Consider the following 17,265-nt stretch of genomic DNA (forward strand, 5'->3'; position numbering starts at 1 on the left):
CACAGTGCCGATTTTCATCGGGCTTTTTTATTTTAGCAACTTCGACATATCGAAAGTTTGCTGTGTCTCCTAAAGAGAGTTTGTTATCTCTCTAAGAGAATTTGGAGCGACACACGAGGTTCGAACTCGTGACCTCAACCTTGGCAAGGTTGCGCTCTACCAGCTGAGCTAGTGTCGCTTCGTCAAAGACATTTGTCTCTATCAGGGCTGCGAATTATACGAAGAAAAATCAGGGATGCAAGCCTCTAAACTCATAAATTTTGAAATTTCTTCGTATCGCTTATTTTGACATCAGATCGTGAAGATCTTACTTCTGTAGTAACGCAGTTCTTCAATTGACTCTCGGATATCATCCATAGCCAAGTGCGTTCCCTGTTTTTGAACACCAGATAAAAGATCTGGCTGCCAGCGACGCACCAACTCTTTGATGGTGCTAACGTCTACGGTGCGGTAATGGAAGAAGCGCTCAAGTTCTGCCATATGCAGGTACAAGAAACGACGATCTTGCCCCACACTATTGCCACAAATTGGTGATACACCCGCTGGCACCCACTCCTTGAGGAAAGCGATCGTTTCTTGAATCGCTTGCTCTTCATTTTTCGTGCTTGCTTTGACACGATCCACCAGCCCACTTCGAGTATGAGTATTGGTGCACCACTCGTCCATAATCGCTAATTCATCGTCAGATTGATGAATGGCAATGACTGGCCCTTCAGCTAACACGTTAAGTTGAGCATCTGTTACAACGGTAGCGATCTCAATGACTTTATGAACTTGCGGATCAAGTCCAGTCATCTCAAGATCGATCCAGATTAAATTCTTATCGCTGAAAGACATCCAAATTGCCTATTTTACAAATAAACCATGTATCATACTTAGCCTGACTTGAAAGCCAACTAAACTAGCGACATTCTCGTGGCAAAAAAGAAAAATCTCACAAAAGGCCAATTGCGCCGAGTACGGACAAACCAAAAGAAACGAATTGATCGTCAGCAAAAGGATGTCCAGTGGGATGAATCTTTGCTGCAATCAGCCCGTGAAGGGGTCGTTATTACCCGTTTTGGACAACATGCCGATATTGAAGATCTTCAAACCGGTGCCATTCAACGTTGTAACCTTCGCCGTTCAATCGAAAGCTTGGTGACGGGTGATACGGTCGTCTGGCGTCCAGGCGTAGAAGCACTGCAAGGTATTGCTGGCGTTGTGGAAGGTGTCCATGAACGCCGTTCAGTACTGACTCGCCCAGACTACTATGACGGTGTAAAACCTGTCGCAGCTAACATCGATCAAGTTGTGATCGTTTCTGCGATATTACCCGAATTGTCTACCGACATTATAGACCGTTACTTAATCGCTACCGAACAGGTTGATTTCAAACCGCTTATCGTCATAAACAAAATTGACCTTTTGGACGATGAAGGCCTTGAAATGGTTAGGAATATTCTATCGCTCTATCATGATATTGGTTATGAAGTGATGATGGTGAGCCAGAAGTCTGGTGAAGGTATGGTTGCGTTAAAAGCGAAACTTGCTGACGTTACCAGTATTTTCGTCGGGCAGTCAGGCGTGGGCAAATCAAGCCTGGTTAACGTCTTGCTTCCTGAAGTGAATGCTCATACTTGTGAAGTCTCTGAAAACTCAGGACTTGGTCAACACACCACCACCACTGCACGCCTGTATCACTTCCCGAATGGGGGTGATCTGATCGATAGCCCTGGCGTACGTGAATTTGGACTTTGGCATTTGGAGCCAGAGCAAGTCACACAAGGGTTTAAAGAGTTTGGCGACTATCTTGGCGGCTGTAAATTTCGAGACTGCAAACATAAAGATGACCCTGGTTGTTTGATCCGTGAAGCAGTCGAAGAAGGCAAAATCAGCATTGAACGCTTCGAAAGCTATCACAAGATCATTGATAGCATGACGGAAATGAAGGCAAACCGTCAGTTTTCACGCGATAAAGAAAACTGATCACCCACTGATTCTTTCCTACATCTGGTTAGCGGCCTGTTAATTTTGTAAACTAGGCCGCTTTTTAATTTCCGGCCTTTTGAATTTCTCTTGGGCAAACGACAAGTTAGGAAAAATAACCGTGTCTAACGATTTGAAAATTGGCCTGCAGTATTGCATGCCAAAACATCTGCTAACCCGCTTAGTCGGTAAGCTAGCAGCTGCAAAAGCAGGTTTTTTAACCACCGCCGTGATCAAGTGGTTTGTACGTCAGTACAAGGTGGAAATGAGCGAAGCGAAAAATCCAGATCCGGCTAGCTACCCTACGTTCAACGATTTCTTTGTCCGTGAATTGAAAGAGGATGCTCGCCCGCTAAACGATGACGCTGATGTGATCAGCCATCCTGCTGATGCTTGTGTGAGCCAAGCAGGCCCCATCGAAAAAGGCCGACTTATTCAAGCCAAAGGACATACTTTTGATGCTTGTGAGCTATTAGGTGGCGACGCGCAGTTAGCACAGGAATTTGCAGACGGCGATTTCGCGACCCTGTATCTATCACCACGTGATTACCACCGTGTACACATGCCATGTGATGGTACGCTGCGCCAAATGATTTATGTGCCTGGCGATCTGTTCTCAGTTAATCCTCTAACAGCAGAAAACGTTCCAAACTTGTTTGCACGTAACGAGCGTGTGGTGTGTATTTTCGACACTGCATTTGGCCCGTTGGCACAGGTGTTGGTTGGCGCAACCATCGTGGGCAGTATTGAAACAGTTTGGGCTGGCACAATTACTCCGCCAACCGGACAAAGCATCCGTCGCTGGGATTACCCTGCACAAGGCGACCAATCAATCACCCTGAAAAAAGGTGAAGAAATGGGTCGCTTCAAGTTGGGATCAACGGTAATCAACCTGTTCCCAAAAGACGTGATGACGTTTGATGAAAGCATAGTCGCGGGTAAACCAACCCTAATGGGTGAAGCGTATGCTCGCCTTAGTGCTCAATCACCTACCGTCGGCGACGATATTAACGACTCACAACCTGCTTAACGGCAAAGTTGGGATCTGTGACGAAAAGGGCATTGTTGCCCTTTTTTTGTACGTGAATTTTATCCGAGAACAGAGTTTTTTCTCCTCCTCCCCGTATGCTGTTGTTCATACAGTGATATCCAAGGCGATGAATTAAAAGCAAATGTGATGCCATCGCCTTATATCAATCGGATTAAGTCAGCGGTCATCAATTTGTGCAGGAAAAATCGTCATATGCCAAAACTCTCTCGTGCTGTTTTCTTTAAGTTTTCCGTCGCATTTTGTGTCCCATTCGGCGTATTGCTTATGCCTACTGACTGGATCCCGCTCGACGATCTGACGATCATTCAACACCGCCTGCTCGCGATTTTCTTGCTTGCCGCATTGCTTTGGGTACTAGAGCCTGTGCCCGTCTTCGCCACGTCGATCCTGATCATCGCATTAGAACTCATCATGATATCGGACAAAGGTCTCACGTGGTTTCGTGATGCCCAGCCGGGACATGACCTTGGCGAGTTAATGAAATACACCGACATTTTTAGCGCTTTCTCCTCGCCTATCATCATTTTGTTCATGGGCGGCTTCGCCCTTGCTATCGCCGCCTCAAAATACGATTTAGATAACAATCTCGCACGCGTGCTACTCAAGCCTTTTGGCACTAAGCCTCGCTTTATCATGTTAGGGCTAATGCTAATCACCGCTGTGTTTTCAATGTTTATGTCGAATACCGCCACCACGGTCATGATGCTTGCGTTGCTTGGCCCTATCGTCGCGTCTGTACCCAAAGGAGATACTGGCATTAAGGCTTTGGTGTTATGTATTCCGGTTGCAGCCAATACTGGCGGCATTGCCACCCCTATAGGAACACCGCCCAACGCGATCGCGCTCCAATATTTAACAGGGGAAAACGCTATTAGCTTTTTGGAATGGATGACCATGGGCTTACCGTTTGTGGTTGTGCAACTCGCTTTTGCATGGTGGCTATTGCAAAGACTCTTCCCTGCTAGTCAGGATAAAATGACGCTAAAGCTCGACGGTCAATTTAAGAAAAGCTGGCGCGCATATACGGTTTACGCCACGTTTGCAGCAACCATACTGCTTTGGATGACTACCGGCTTGCATGGCATGAACACCTATGTGGTTTCCATTATCCCACTTGCCGTGTTTACGCTTACCGGCATTATGGGAAAAGAAGAACTAAAACTCATCAATTGGGATGTGCTTTGGCTTGTGGCTGGAGGGATCGCGATTGGTTTGGCACTGGATAAAACAGGGCTTGCTGCAGCATTGGCACACGCCATTGATTATGACAGTCTCTCACCAGTGGCCGTGGTACTGACCTTGTCTCTCATCTGCTGGCTGATGGCGAATTTCATGTCAAATACCGCAACGGCAAACCTTCTGATGCCAATTGCTGCTGCCGTTGCGACCTCTATGCAAAGCTTGTCTGCCGTTGGTGGTGTTCAGGGACTGCTGGTTGTTGTCGCCTTTTCAGCATCACTTGGCATGATCTTACCGGTATCAACACCCCCCAACAGCCTTGCGTATTCAACCGGATTAATTGAAAGCCGAGATATGGCAAAGGTCGGGTTACTTATCGGTCTCGTCGGCCTCGCGCTTGTCTATGCCGCGATGCTCATTCTCACCTAAACATGAAAAATAGCACCAAATAGTGGCAAACAAGCGGGAGGATGCGATTCGCGCTTTTCCCTCGTCGAAAGTCCATATACACTCGCGCTCTTTTCAAATTTATTGATGCGAACCTGTAGTCGCATGTTGTGAGGGCTTTCTTTTGGGATACGAATGGCTAGCGCTTGCTGCCGCCTTTCTTTGGGGTATTTCCAGCCTGATCTCGGTGACACCTGCCCGTCACTTGGGTAGCTTTGCCTATAGTCGCTGGCGTATGGCTTGCGTCTCAATCATGTTGTCACTGCTGGCTTTAGCGACCGGAGGCTGGGCCACCATCACCACTGATATATGGTGGCCAATGGCGCTCTCAGGTCTTATCGGTATTTTTATCGGCGATACCGCGCTGTTTGGCTGCATGAACCGAATTGGTCCACGCCGCTCTGGTCTTTTGTACTCCTGTCATGCGGTATTTTCTGCGCTGCTTGGCATGTGGCTATTTGGCGAAACGCTGGAAGGCATACGATTAGTCGGTGCTACCCTAGTATTTTCTGGCGTAATGGTTGCTGTGTTCTTTCGTCAAAGTAGCAATGCCCATCACTGGGAGGAAACCAAAGGCAGCTTAAAGGTGGCAATTGCACTTGGTTTACTCGCGGCACTTTGCCAGTCACTGGGTGGCGTCATCGCCAAACCTGTATTAACAGGGAATGTCGACCCCATTGCAGCGTCTGCCATTCGTATGATTGCCGCCTTTTTGGCGCACGGCACATTGGTGTTACTTCAAGTTCGTGTGGCGCAGCCTGTAAATCCTATCAATTGGCGCATTTTCGGCATGGTAGTGGTGAATGGTTTTCTGGCCATGGCGGTTGGCATGACGCTCATCATGTACGCACTAAAATGGGGCGAAGTGGGCATGGTGGCGTTATTGTCATCAACGACGCCTGTCATGGTCTTGCCATTAATTTGGCTGTTTACCAAAGTGCGTCCATCACCCAGTGCTTGGATTGGTGCCGCTCTTGCAGTATGCGGTGCTGGGCTGATTGTCACCAGTTAAACACAAGGTTATGTCGAGACGTTACTTACTTTAATAAAGAAAATATCCGAGTAGAGAAAACGCCGCATTTTTGCAGCGTTTTCAGTTAAGCGCGTTCTACCGGGAAGGCTATCACGTCATCGATATGTGATTTCCCCAAAGCCAGCATGATCAAACGATCTACCCCCAACGCAACGCCCGCACAATCCGGCAAGCCATGTCTTATCGCCTCAATCAGATGATTATCGATAGGCTGGATCTTAAGCCCCATCATTTCACGCTTTCGGTTATCTTGTTCAAAACGCGCCAACTGTTCATCGGCGTCGTCCAACTCATAAAAGCCATTGGCCAGCTCAATGCCTTTAAAATAAACCTCGAAACGCGCAGCAACCCGTTTGTCATCAGTACAAACTCGAGCCAGTGCCGCCTGTGACGCTGGGAAATTGTAGACAAATGCTGGCACAGTTCGGCCAATTTTCGCTTCGACACCCACGCTGAACAGCAATTGCAGTAAGGTATCTCGGTCTTGTTCAGGATCAGCAATGTCAGACAATCCAAGCAACGCAGCAGCCGCTTTCAGTTGCTCCATGCTGCCTTCGAGAGGGCAAACTCTCAGAACATCGATGAACGCCTCTTGGTAAGTCATGCGTTGCGCCTGACCAACGCCCATCACCGCTTGCAGCAACACATCCATCTCATCCATCAGAGCATGATGATCAAAGCTCGGGCGATACCATTCGAGCATGGTAAATTCGGGGTTGTGATGACGCCCAGCTTCTTCATTGCGGTAAGCTTTGTTGATTTGATAAATAGCGCCGCTCCCTGCGGCAAGTAAGCGCTTCATGTGAAACTCTGGGCTAGTCATCAAATACAGTGGAATACCACCAGCAAAGCCAGGACCTACAAACTCCGTATTGAAAGTGTGCAGATGAATATCCGTCACGGTCGCTTGACTCATGGCTGGCGTATCGACTTCCATCACGTCACGATCTTCAAAGAACTGGCGAATCATGCGCATCAAAGTTGCTCGCGCTTTTAACGTCTCGATGTCAGACGTAGGGCGCCACTGCTGGGTCATAGACAAAATTCTCTCTCATGGTGATAGGCGGCATTGTATCTCTTGCTGCGACATCATAAAAATCTATCTCGCTTTCACAAAAAAGCATCGGTTCATTTCTTTCCATGATGAAAAGAAACTCGGTTTTCAATCACTTCAATCAATGAATCGATAAGTGGTAGTAAAAGATAAAATCTTTGTTTACAAATCACTCTCATCATTAAAAGAAAACCTTTTAAAATAGATGGTTAAAAGAAATATAAGAACAGCATGTTTTGCGTGTCAGAAACATGTAAAAACCGTCTTCAACCCATTTTAAACAAGACCTCCCACTACTCAATGACGACTCAGATCACAGTTTTATCGTTCGATACTGAGGTAAGTAGGAAAGTCGGAACAAATACCCTTTCAGGTCAAATTCTGATGAATTTAAGTTTACTAAGATGGAGTCAGCTTTTGAGTTAGATGCACTGATGCATCTCTAATTTCTAACAATCCTCCGGAGGATAGCTGTGAAAACAATTACCACAGATATCGCTGTTATTGGCGCCGGCGGCGCAGGCCTTCGTGCCGCTATTGCTGCTGCTGAAGCAAACCCAGAACTGGAAATTTCACTGATTTCTAAAGTTTACCCGATGCGTTCCCACACGGTGGCTGCAGAGGGTGGCTCTGCCGCCGTCATCAAGGATGAGGATAGTCTCGACAACCACTTCAACGATACCGTTGGTGGTGGTGACTGGCTATGTGAACAGGATGTTGTTGAGTATTTCGTTGAGAATGCCACTCGCGAAATGATCCAATTGGAACAATGGGGATGCCCATGGAGCCGCAAGGAAAACGGTGACGTTAATGTACGTCGCTTTGGCGGTATGAAAGTAGAGCGTACATGGTTTGCCGCGGATAAAACTGGCTTTCATATGCTCCACACCTTGTTCCAGACATCAATCAAATACAAACAAATTAAACGTCTAGACGAATACTTCGTGGTGGACTTGCTGGTCGTTGACGGTGAAGCGCAAGGTCTGATTGCTATCCATATGTCTGAAGGCGAACTGGTTTGCATCAAAGCAAAATCGGTCATTCTGGCGACTGGTGGCGCAGGCCGTGTTTACAACTGCAACACCAACGGCGGCATTGTTACCGGCGATGGTATGGCGATGGCCTATCGTCATGGTGCAGCACTGCGTGATATGGAGTTCGTTCAATATCACCCAACTGGCCTTCCAGGCACAGGTATTCTGATGACAGAAGGTTGCCGTGGTGAAGGCGGCATTATCGTCAACAAAAATGGCTACCGTTACCTGCAAGACTACGGTATGGGCCCTGAAACGCCGATCGGCCAGCCCAAGAATAAGTACATGGAACTCGGTCCGCGCGACAAAGTATCGCAAGCGTTCTGGCACGAGCAGCAAAAAGGCAACACCATTAAGCACCCACTCGGTGATGTGGTCTTGCTTGATCTTCGCCACCTTGGTGAGGAATACCTCAATGAACGTCTGCCATTCATTTGTGAACTGGCAAAAGCGTACGTGAACGTTGACCCTGCAAAAGAGCCAATCCCTATTCGTCCAACCGCGCACTACACCATGGGCGGTATCGAAACCAATAGTAAGAATGAAACAGCGATCAAAGGTCTGTTCGCAGTCGGTGAATGTTCATCTGTTGGTCTTCATGGTGCAAACCGTCTAGGTTCTAACTCTTTGGCGGAGCTGGTTGTTTTCGGCCGAGTGGCTGGCGAAGGTGCGGTAGAGCGTGCGAGCGAGTTTAACGGCTGGAACGACAACGAAATTGCACGTCAGGTGAAAGCGGTTGAAGACCGTATCAGTGCGCTGATGAATCAAGAAGGCGACGAAAACTGGGCTGACATTCGAACTGAAATGGGTCACTCCATGGAAGCAGGTTGCGGTATCTATCGTCGTGAAGATTTGATGCAGGAAACGATCGACAAGCTGACCGAACTGAAAGAACGTTACAAGCGCATCAGCATCAAAGACAAAGGCAAAGTGTTCAACACTGACCTTCTGTACGCGATTGAAGTCGGTTACGCAGAAGTTGCTGAAGCCATGGCACACTCTGCCATGATGCGTCGTGAATCTCGTGGTGCTCACCAGCGTCTTGATGATGGCTGTACTGAGCGTGATGATGTGAACTTCCTGAAGCACTCGCTGGCACTATACAACCCAGACGGCGCACCAACCATTAAATACGGTGACGTGAAAATCACCAAGTCTCAGCCAAAAGCACGTCTATACGGTGCAGCGGCAGAAGAAGCTGAAGCCGCTGCAAAGAAGACTGAGAAAGAACAGAAGGAGCAGGCATAATGTCAGACAATCGCATTCAGAAAGTCAGCATTCTTCGCTACGATCCGGCGAAAGATGATGAACCTCGCCTGCAAACCTTTAGCGTGCCTTTCGATGACACCATGTCGATATTGGATGCCCTAGGCTATGTCAAAGATCACCTAGACAAAGGGCTGGCTTACCGTTGGTCTTGTCGTATGGCGATCTGTGGCTCATGCGGCATCATGGTAAACAACGTACCTAAGTTGGCTTGCAAGGCTTTCTTACGTGACTACCCTGATGGCGTTACCATCGAGCCACTCGCTAACTTCCCGATAGAGAAAGACTTGATTGTGGATATGACGCCGTTCATTGAACGTCTAGAAGCCATCAAGCCTTACATCATTGGCAACGACCGCACCCCGGAAGATGGTCCAAACAACCAAACACCTGAACAGATGGCACGTTATAAGCAATTTGCCGGTTGTATCAACTGCGGCCTTTGCTATGCAGCATGTCCTCAGTTTGGTTTGAACCCTGAATTCATTGGTCCAGCCGCACTGACACTGGCTCATCGCTACAACCTCGATAGCCGTGACAGCGGCGCTCACGAGCGTATGGCACTGATCAACGGTGAGAACGGCGCTTGGGGCTGCACATTCGTGGGCTATTGCTCCGAAGTGTGTCCAAAGAGTGTCGATCCAGCAGCCGCAGTTAACCAAGGCAAAATCGTGTCGTCTCAGGACTTTGTGATTGCCATGCTAAAACCTGATGGTTCGCCAAAGAAAGTGGAGGCTTAGGATGACTAACCGTAAACCTTACGTTCGTGAAATGAAGCGTACTTGGTGGAAAGACCACCCTTTCTATCGCATGTATATGCTACGTGAAGCAACCATATTACCGCTAATTTTCTTTACCTTGTTTCTGACCTTTGGTTTAGCCAGCTTGGTGATCGGTGAAAGTGCTTGGCAGAGTTGGTTGAGTTTTATGGCTAGTCCTGCTGTCATCGCCATTAACATTGTGGCGCTGCTAGGTAGCTTATTCCATGCGCAGACCTTCTTCAGCATGATGCCGCAAGTGATGCCAATTCGCATCGGTGGCAAAAAGGTAGATAAGAAAATCATTGTGCTGACCCAATGGGCGGCGGTTGCAGTGATTTCAGCTGTGATTCTGTTCGTGGTTTAACACCATACAAGTGAGGAGATTAAACGTGGTCGATTTGAATCCAAAACGTTCTGACGAACCAGTATGGTGGGGCCTATTTGGTGCTGGCGGTTCATGGTTTGCAATGATCACTCCTGTGACCATTCTCGTGCTCGGCATTATGGCTCCGCTAGGCATACTAGATGCAGACACACTGAGCTATGAGCGCGTGACCGACTTTGTTACCAGCATCATTGGTGCACTGTTTGTGATTGGTACTTTGTCTCTGCCTATGTGGCATGCGATGCACCGTTTGCACCATGGAATGCACGATCTGAAGTTTCACACAGGCACCGCAGGAAAAGTAGCATGCTACGCTACGGCCTTTCTGATCAGTGCACTGTCGGTAATTTTTATCTTTATGATTTAGTCACGGTAGTGAAACGAAAAAGCACCTTCGGGTGCTTTTTTTATACCTTTACGGCTGAAAACAAAAAAGCGCCCCAAAGGACGCTTTTATCAGTAAACCGGAATTTACTTAACGCGGCTTACGTATTCGCCGGAGCGAGTATCCACTTTAATGACTTCGCCAATCTGGATGAACAGAGGTACGCGTACCACTGCACCAGTGACCAAAGTCGCTGGTTTACCGCCAGTACCGGCAGTATCACCTTTCAGACCAGGATCTGTTTCGGTCACTTCCAGCTCAACAAAGTTTGGTGGCGTCACCGCAATAGGGTTGCCATTCCAAAGCGTCAGAGTACAACGATCGTTCTCTTTCAGCCATTTGATGTTGTCGCTAACCGCTTTCTCATCTGCAGCGATCTGCTCGAATGATTCAGCGTTCATGAAGTGCCAGAACTCACCATCGGAGTAGAGGTAATCAAGTTCATGATCCATAACGTCAGCAGCTTCCACTGAGTCTCCAGACTTGAACGTTTTCTCAAGCACTTTGCCCGAAAGCAGCTTGCGGATCTTCACGCGGTTAAACGCTTGGCCTTTACCTGGTTTAACGAACTCGTTTTCGATAATGACACAAGGCTCGTTATCGAGCATAATTTTCATTCCGCCACGGAATTCATTGGTGCTAAAAGACGCCATGTCTATCCTCTAAACATCTTCGAAGTTGTCATAAATGCCAGACATAATAACCCGAAATGCGTCGCCTGTTGAGCAAAACTGGCTCAAAGAAATGGCAAATGCTGTCTCAGATCCTCAAATTCTTCTGCAACAGCTTGATATCGAGCCTGCTGCATGGAAGTCTGGCTTTGCTGCGCGTGAACTGTTTGCTCAGCGTGTGCCGCAAAGCTTCATTGATCGCATGGAGAAAGGTAACCCAAACGACCCGCTTCTACGCCAAGTTCTTCCCCTTATGGATGAGTTTACGGATGTTGCAGGCTTCTCCACCGATCCTCTTGATGAACAGGACAATCAGGTCCCTGGTTTACTACATAAATATAAAAACCGCGTACTCATGATTGTAAAAGGAGGCTGCGCAATCAATTGTCGGTATTGTTTCCGACGTCATTTCCCTTATGACGAGAACAAGGGGGGCAAGTCAGTATGGCGTGAAGCAATCACTTACTTACAGCAGCATCCTGAAATCGATGAAGTCATCTTGTCTGGCGGCGACCCATTAATGGCAAAAGACCATGAACTGACCTGGTTAGTTCATGCCATTGCGTCCGTCCCCCACGTAAAGCGCCTGCGAATCCATACACGTTTGCCTGTCGTCATTCCTTCGAGAGTAACGTTAGCACTTACTCACTTATTGGCAAATACACGTCTTAACGTCGTCCTAGTCACGCATATTAATCATGCAAATGAAATCAATAGCGACTTGATAGCTGCAATGACGACGCTAAACAAAGCCGGAGTGACACTACTCAATCAAAGTGTATTACTTCGTGGAGTGAACGACTCAACTGAGACACTTAAGCGCCTTAGCAATGCGTTGTTTGATGCAGGGATCTTACCTTATTACTTACATGTACTGGATAAAGTAAAAGGCGCAGCGCACTTTCTTGTCGACGATGAACAAGCAAGAGTACTAATGGCAGGTTTAGTTAAAGAAGTCTCTGGCTATTTAGTCCCCCGATTGACCCGCGAGATTGGTGGACGTGACAGCAAGACACCGATGGACCTTCATTTAGAGTAACTGCTTATTGATAGAAAGTGGTTGATTGACAATCAGCTACGAGTAATTATGGTTCATCTCGTTGGCATGCCTAAAGGAGCTATCATGCCTGTCACTGTCCGTCCGATGACGCCTTGTGATATTCCTGCTATTCAAAGGCTATATGCTCTTCCCAATGCGCAATCTGGAACGCTACAACTGCCATTGCCATCGCTATTGATGTGGGAAAAAAGACTCAGCAATCTACCAGATGATGTTTATTGTCTTGTTGCAGAAGACAACGGAAACATTGTCGGTCAGCTAGGGTTTGAAACAAACAAACACGTTCGTCGTCGCCACGTTGGAGAGTTCGGCATGGCAGTGCATGATGACCACATTGGAAAGGGGATTGGCGGACTATTGATTGCGGCTATGATCGATTTGGCTGACAACTGGATAAATCTACGTCGCATCGAATTAACAGTGTATTGTGACAATGAAGCCGCTATTTCTCTCTATCGCAAGTTTGGCTTTGATATCGAGGGGCGCTCAACGGAATACGCATTCCGCAATGGCGAATATGTAGACGCTTATCATATGGCTCGGTTCCATCCGAAATTACACTAAAACAACGCTGAAATTAACGAAACATGGTTATTTTATTCAACTGAATCGATCTGATGTAAGTCAACAAGCGAGCCCATATTAGTGATCTTCGCTTCACTACGCTTACTGAACCACTCTTTTACTGCTGCTATATCTAGATCTGTCGCCGAACCGTATCTCAGCGCAGAACCAATCACCAACTCTATATTTTGAATACCACCACCTCCAACAAGTAGTTCTCGTGACTCTGCAAAGTCAGCAAACGATTCCATGAATACAGATAATTCTTGGTCGTTATCTGTATTCAGCCTTAAAGAGACTACAAAGCCAAATACAGCAAACTCATCCGTGTACAGTTTCTTTCTTAATCGCTTCGTCCGTCGTTTTTTCATCCTCAGTGCTCCCATATTCAATCAGAATGGAATGAGTGTAGAAGGCGACTATCCGGTTGTCGGTATCAGTTATCAGAATAAGGAAAGGCCATACGAGTTAGCAACGTACTTTTTCGATAAGCGTAATTGCTATAGTAACTAACTGCGTAAACGCAAAAAGGCCACCCGATAGGGTGGCCTTTTTGTTTTTTTTGCCTTCATCTTTGTATTAAAGATGAAAACGAATTTAAAGCCTGGCGATGTCCTACTCTCACATGGGGAGACCCCACACTACCATCGGCGCTATTACGTTTCACTACTGAGTTCGGCATGGGATCAGGTGGGTCCATAATGCTATGGTCGCCAAGCAAATTCTGTTGTTGTATCCCGCTTGTCAGGCTTCACTCTGGCTGCATTGCCTGCCTCCTTCACTCGGTCATGTACAGTCGTACACTTCCTCGCTCAGCTCGTGGGCGGCTTTGCCAGAATAAACCCTGCCTACGCTATCTCTATGGATAACGGCAAGATACTAAATCTGGAAAAATTCTGACTAGCTATATGCTCTCAATACACATTCAACGTTCTTATCTGAGTCCGCTAAAACCCCTTGGGTGTTGTATGGTTAAGCCTCACGGGCAATTAGTACAGGTTAGCTCAATGCCTCGCAGCACTTACACACCCTGCCTATCTACGTCGTAGTCTCCAACAACCCTTTAGGACACTTATAGTGTCAGGGATGACTCATCTCGAGGCTCGCTTCGCGCTTAGATGCTTTCAGCGCTTATCAATTCCGAACTTAGCTACCGGGCAATGCCACTGGCGTGACAACCCGAACACCAGAGGTTCGTCCACTCCGGTCCTCTCGTACTAGGAGCAGCCCCTCTCAATCATCCAACGCCCACGGCAGATAGGGACCGAACTGTCTCACGACGTTCTAAACCCAGCTCGCGTACCACTTTAAATGGCGAACAGCCATACCCTTGGGACCGACTTCAGCCCCAGGATGTGATGAGCCGACATCGAGGTGCCAAACACCGCCGTCGATATGAACTCTTGGGCGGTATCAGCCTGTTATCCCCGGAGTACCTTTTATCCGTTGAGCGATGGCCCTTCCATTCAGAACCACCGGATCACTATGACCTACTTTCGTACCTGCTCGAATTGTCATTCTCGCAGTCAAGCGGGCTTATGCCATTGCACTAACCTCACGATGTCCGACCGTGATTAGCCCACCTTCGTGCTCCTCCGTTACTCTTTGGGAGGAGACCGCCCCAGTCAAACTACCCACCAGGCACTGTCCGCAACCCCGATAAGGGGCCAACGTTAGAACATCAAGCATACAAGGGTGGTATTTCAAGATTGCCTCCACACATCTAGCGACGATGCTTCAAAGGCTCCCACCTATCCTACACATGTAGGGTCAATGTTCAGTGCCAAGCTGTAGTAAAGGTTCACGGGGTCTTTCCGTCTAGCCGCGGGTACACAGCATCTTCACTGCGATTTCAATTTCACTGAGTCTCGGGTGGAGACAGCGTGGCCATCATTACGCCATTCGTGCAGGTCGGAACTTACCCGACAAGGAATTTCGCTACCTTAGGACCGTTATAGTTACGGCCGCCGTTTACCGGGGCTTCGATCAAGAGCTTCTCCGAAGATAACCCCATCAATTAACCTTCCGGCACCGGGCAGGCGTCACACCGTATACGTCATCTTTCGATTTTGCACAGTGCTATGTTTTTAATAAACAGTTGCAGCCACCTGGTATCTGCGACTGCCTCTAGCTCCATCCGCGAGGGACTTCACCGGAGGCAGCGTACCTTCTCCCGAAGTTACGGTACCATTTTGCCTAGTTCCTTCACCCGAGTTCTCTCAAGCGCCTTGGTATTCTCTACCCGACCACCTGTGTCGGTTTGGGGTACGATTCCTTATAACCTGAAGCTTAGAGGCTTTTCCCGGAAGCATGGCATCAATGACTTCATCACCGTAGTGACTCGACATCGTGTCTCAGTGTTAATAGCGTCCCGGATTTACCTAAGACACCCACCTACGCACTTGAACTTGGACAACCGTCGCCAAGCTCACCTAGCCTTCTCCGTCCCCCCATCGCAGTTATAAGCAGTACGGGAATATTAACCCGTTTCCCATCGACTACGCCTTTCGGCCTCGCCTTAGGGGTCGACTTACCCTGCCCCGATTAACGTTGGACAGGAACCCTTGGTCTTCCGGCGAGGAGGTTTTTCACCCCCTTTATCGTTACTCATGTCAGCATTCGCACTTCTGATACCTCCAGCAAACCTTACAGTTCACCTTCAACGGCTTACAGAACGCTCCCCTACCCAACAACTCCGAAGAGTTGATGCCGCAGCTTCGGTGTATCGCTTAGCCCCGTTACATCTTCCGCGCAGGCCGACTCGACCAGTGAGCTATTACGCTTTCTTTAAATGATGGCTGCTTCTAAGCCAACATCCTGGCTGTCTGAGCCTTCCCACATCGTTTCCCACTTAGCGATAACTTTGGGACCTTAGCTGGCGGTCTGGGTTGTTTCCCTCTCCACGACGGACGTTAGCACCCGCCGTGTGTCTCCCGGATAGTACTTACTGGTATTCGGAGTTTGCAAAGGGTTGGTAAGTCGGGATGACCCCCTAGCCTTAACAGTGCTCTACCCCCAGTAGTATTCGTCCGAGGCGCTACCTAAATAGCTTTCGGGGAGAACCAGCTATCTCCGAGTTTGATTGGCCTTTCACCCCTAGCCACAAGTCATCCGCTAATTTTTCAACATTAGTCGGTTCGGTCCTCCAATTGATGTTACTCAATCTTCAACCTGCCCATGGCTAGATCACTCGGTTTCGGGTCTACTCCTAGCAACTTATTCGCCCAGTTAAGACTCGGTTTCCCTACGGCTCCCCTATTCGGTTAACCTTGCTACTAAAAGTAAGTCGCTGACCCATTATACAAAAGGTACGCAGTCACCCCACGAAGAGGCTCCCACTGCTTGTACGTACACGGTTTCAGGTTCTATTTCACTCCCCTCACAGGGGTTCTTTTCGCCTTTCCCTCACGGTACTGGTTCACTATCGGTCAGTCAGGAGTATTTAGCCTTGGAGGATGGTCCCCCCATGTTCAGACAGGATACCACGTGTCCCGTCCTACTCGTTTTCACAATAAAAGCATTGTCGTGTACGGGGCTATCACCCTGTATCGCGCCACTTTCCAGAGGCTTCCACTAACACTTAAACTGCTTAAGGGCTAATCCGGGGTCGCTCGCCGCTACTGCCGGAATCTCAATTGATTTCTTTTCCTTCGGGTACTTAGATGTTTCAGTTCCCCGAGTTCGCCTCATACAGCTATGTATTCACTGCATGATACGTGCTTATGCACGTGGGTTTCCCCATTCGGAAATCGTAGACTCAAGTGGCTTTTACTGCCTTATCTACGCTTATCGCAAGTTAATACGTCCTTCATCGCCTCTGACTGCCAAGGCATCCACCGTGTACGCTTAGTCACTTAACCATACAACCCCAAGAGGTCTTGTGTATGGACAAACAACCAAGGTGACTCTCGTTAAAGAGTCGGTTCGCTGTTTTTGACCCTACTTTTATGAAAAAGTGAAAACCAAAAACGTTGAACGGTTTTTCGCCGGACTCAAATATGTTCATCTTTCGATGAAACCAAGAACACTTGAATGTGTTTGGTGTTAATCCAATCAGGATTAACGTTTTGAGAACTTTTGTTTCATTACCTCTCGGGTAGAGAGATAAGAAACAGATTTCAATTTATTTCCTCTCTATAAAGAGAAGTCATAAATCTACTAGTCAGCTTTCCAGATTTTTAAAGAGCAAAGTGATGTGTCTCTGATACAGAGATGTCCACTTTCTAAAGACACTCGTGAGAATGCGTTTAAAGAGTGGTGGAGCTATGCGGGATCGAACCGCAGACCTCCTGCGTGCAAGGCAGGCGCTCTCCCAGCTGAGCTATAGCCCCATGATATTTTAATTCTCTCATGAGAAAGAATGGTGGGCGATACCGGGCTCGAACCAGTGACCCCCTCCTTGTAAGG

The 17,265-nt window shown here is 47.9% G+C and carries 14 protein-coding genes, 2 tRNA genes and 2 rRNA genes; 10 read left to right on the plus strand and 8 right to left on the minus strand.

What is annotated here, in order from left to right; translation table 11 throughout:
• Positions 1 to 102: 102 nt before the first annotated feature.
• Positions 103 to 178: transfer RNA gene (locus A1OO_RS01460), tRNA-Gly, on the minus strand.
• A gap of 113 nt (positions 179 to 291) precedes the next feature.
• The gene (gene orn / locus A1OO_RS01465) at positions 292 to 837 is read right to left on the minus strand and encodes an oligoribonuclease (RefSeq protein ID WP_016959120.1); all 546 of its coding nucleotides are present in this window, start codon (positions 835 to 837) and stop codon (positions 292 to 294) included.
• A 78-nt stretch (positions 838 to 915) separates the two neighbouring features.
• Between orn and rsgA the strand changes: the two genes are divergently transcribed.
• The 4 genes from rsgA to A1OO_RS01485 all read left to right on the plus strand — a co-directional run bounded on the left by rsgA (position 916) and on the right by A1OO_RS01485 (position 5,657).
• Positions 916 to 1,968 carry a small ribosomal subunit biogenesis GTPase RsgA gene (rsgA, locus tag A1OO_RS01470; RefSeq protein WP_016959121.1) on the plus strand — a complete coding sequence of 351 codons (1,053 nt, stop codon included), beginning with the start codon at positions 916 to 918 and terminating at the stop codon, positions 1,966 to 1,968.
• A gap of 121 nt (positions 1,969 to 2,089) precedes the next feature.
• Positions 2,090 to 2,998, plus strand: a complete 909-nt coding sequence (gene asd / locus A1OO_RS01475; protein WP_016959122.1) for an archaetidylserine decarboxylase — start codon at positions 2,090 to 2,092, stop codon at positions 2,996 to 2,998.
• A 213-nt stretch (positions 2,999 to 3,211) separates the two neighbouring features.
• On the plus strand, positions 3,212 to 4,627 hold the full coding sequence (locus A1OO_RS01480) for an SLC13 family permease (RefSeq protein ID WP_016959123.1): 1,416 nt from the start codon (positions 3,212 to 3,214) through the stop codon (positions 4,625 to 4,627).
• Positions 4,628 to 4,769: 142 nt separating this feature from the next.
• Positions 4,770 to 5,657 carry a DMT family transporter gene (locus tag A1OO_RS01485; protein ID WP_016959124.1) on the plus strand — a complete coding sequence of 296 codons (888 nt, stop codon included), beginning with the start codon at positions 4,770 to 4,772 and terminating at the stop codon, positions 5,655 to 5,657.
• A gap of 85 nt (positions 5,658 to 5,742) precedes the next feature.
• On the opposite strand, the gene epmA is transcribed toward A1OO_RS01485, so the two are convergent.
• A complete protein-coding gene (gene epmA / locus A1OO_RS01490) occupies positions 5,743 to 6,714 on the minus strand; it encodes an elongation factor P--(R)-beta-lysine ligase (RefSeq protein ID WP_017005281.1) in 972 nt (323 codons plus the stop codon).
• Between the two features lie 491 nt (positions 6,715 to 7,205).
• Between epmA and frdA the strand changes: the two genes are divergently transcribed.
• The 4 genes from frdA to frdD are packed head-to-tail and all read left to right on the plus strand — an operon-like array spanning position 7,206 to position 10,545.
• Complete coding sequence (gene frdA / locus A1OO_RS01495) at positions 7,206 to 9,014, plus strand: fumarate reductase (quinol) flavoprotein subunit (protein ID WP_017005282.1); 1,809 nt, start codon at positions 7,206 to 7,208, stop codon at positions 9,012 to 9,014.
• Positions 9,014 to 9,772, plus strand: coding sequence for a succinate dehydrogenase/fumarate reductase iron-sulfur subunit (locus tag A1OO_RS01500; protein ID WP_017005283.1), 759 nt, complete (start codon positions 9,014 to 9,016; stop codon positions 9,770 to 9,772). Before frdA ends, A1OO_RS01500 begins: the two co-directional genes overlap by 1 nt.
• Position 9,773: 1 nt before the next feature.
• Positions 9,774 to 10,157 (plus strand): fumarate reductase subunit FrdC, encoded by a 384-nt coding sequence (gene frdC, locus A1OO_RS01505; protein WP_017005284.1) that lies wholly within the window; start codon positions 9,774 to 9,776, stop codon positions 10,155 to 10,157.
• A gap of 25 nt (positions 10,158 to 10,182) precedes the next feature.
• Positions 10,183 to 10,545, plus strand: a complete 363-nt coding sequence (frdD, locus tag A1OO_RS01510) for a fumarate reductase subunit FrdD (RefSeq protein WP_016959129.1) — start codon at positions 10,183 to 10,185, stop codon at positions 10,543 to 10,545.
• A 104-nt stretch (positions 10,546 to 10,649) separates the two neighbouring features.
• Here frdD and efp read toward each other — a convergent pair whose 3' ends face one another.
• Positions 10,650 to 11,216 carry an elongation factor P gene (gene efp, locus A1OO_RS01515; RefSeq protein ID WP_017005285.1) on the minus strand — a complete coding sequence of 189 codons (567 nt, stop codon included), beginning with the start codon at positions 11,214 to 11,216 and terminating at the stop codon, positions 10,650 to 10,652.
• 34 nt (positions 11,217 to 11,250) lie between these two features.
• Here efp and epmB point away from each other — a divergent pair, with 34 nt between their 5' ends.
• Both epmB and A1OO_RS01525 read left to right on the plus strand, forming a co-directional pair.
• Complete coding sequence (gene epmB / locus A1OO_RS01520; protein WP_017005286.1) at positions 11,251 to 12,273, plus strand: EF-P beta-lysylation protein EpmB; 1,023 nt, start codon at positions 11,251 to 11,253, stop codon at positions 12,271 to 12,273.
• An 84-nt stretch (positions 12,274 to 12,357) separates the two neighbouring features.
• Positions 12,358 to 12,858 (plus strand): GNAT family N-acetyltransferase, encoded by a 501-nt coding sequence (locus A1OO_RS01525; protein ID WP_017005287.1) that lies wholly within the window; start codon positions 12,358 to 12,360, stop codon positions 12,856 to 12,858.
• Between the two features lie 32 nt (positions 12,859 to 12,890).
• Here the strand turns inward: A1OO_RS01525 and A1OO_RS01530 are convergent, their stop codons facing one another.
• The 4 genes from A1OO_RS01530 to A1OO_RS01545 form a co-directional block, all read right to left on the minus strand.
• Positions 12,891 to 13,229: a 50S ribosome-binding protein YggL gene (locus tag A1OO_RS01530; protein WP_017005288.1), complete on the minus strand. Its 339-nt coding sequence runs from the start codon at positions 13,227 to 13,229 to the stop codon at positions 12,891 to 12,893.
• 231 nt (positions 13,230 to 13,460) lie between these two features.
• A 5S ribosomal RNA gene (gene rrf, locus A1OO_RS01535) occupies positions 13,461 to 13,576 on the minus strand.
• 250 nt (positions 13,577 to 13,826) lie between these two features.
• Positions 13,827 to 16,718: ribosomal RNA gene (locus A1OO_RS01540) — 23S ribosomal RNA — on the minus strand.
• A gap of 395 nt (positions 16,719 to 17,113) precedes the next feature.
• A tRNA-Ala gene (locus A1OO_RS01545) sits at positions 17,114 to 17,189 on the minus strand.
• Positions 17,190 to 17,265 lie beyond the last annotated feature (76 nt).

Origin of the sequence: Enterovibrio norvegicus FF-33 (assembly GCF_000286835.2) — a bacterium.
Lineage (GTDB): Bacteria > Pseudomonadota > Gammaproteobacteria > Enterobacterales > Vibrionaceae > Enterovibrio > Enterovibrio norvegicus_A.

Excerpts from the sequence above, each read along its gene's own strand:
- epmA (WP_017005281.1), bottom strand. The coding sequence starts at position 6,714 with ATGACCCAGCAGTGGCGCCCTACGTCTGACATCGAGACGTTAAAAGCG.
- orn (WP_016959120.1), bottom strand. The coding sequence starts at position 837 with ATGTCTTTCAGCGATAAGAATTTAATCTGGATCGATCTTGAGATGACT.
- A1OO_RS01530 (WP_017005288.1), bottom strand. The coding sequence starts at position 13,229 with ATGAAAAAACGACGGACGAAGCGATTAAGAAAGAAACTGTACACGGAT.
- frdC (WP_017005284.1), top strand. The coding sequence starts at position 9,774 with ATGACTAACCGTAAACCTTACGTTCGTGAAATGAAGCGTACTTGGTGG.
- A1OO_RS01500 (WP_017005283.1), top strand. The coding sequence starts at position 9,014 with ATGTCAGACAATCGCATTCAGAAAGTCAGCATTCTTCGCTACGATCCG.
- A1OO_RS01525 (WP_017005287.1), top strand. The coding sequence starts at position 12,358 with ATGCCTGTCACTGTCCGTCCGATGACGCCTTGTGATATTCCTGCTATT.
- A1OO_RS01480 (WP_016959123.1), top strand. The coding sequence starts at position 3,212 with ATGCCAAAACTCTCTCGTGCTGTTTTCTTTAAGTTTTCCGTCGCATTT.
- epmB (WP_017005286.1), top strand. The coding sequence starts at position 11,251 with ATGCCAGACATAATAACCCGAAATGCGTCGCCTGTTGAGCAAAACTGG.
- efp (WP_017005285.1), bottom strand. The coding sequence starts at position 11,216 with ATGGCGTCTTTTAGCACCAATGAATTCCGTGGCGGAATGAAAATTATG.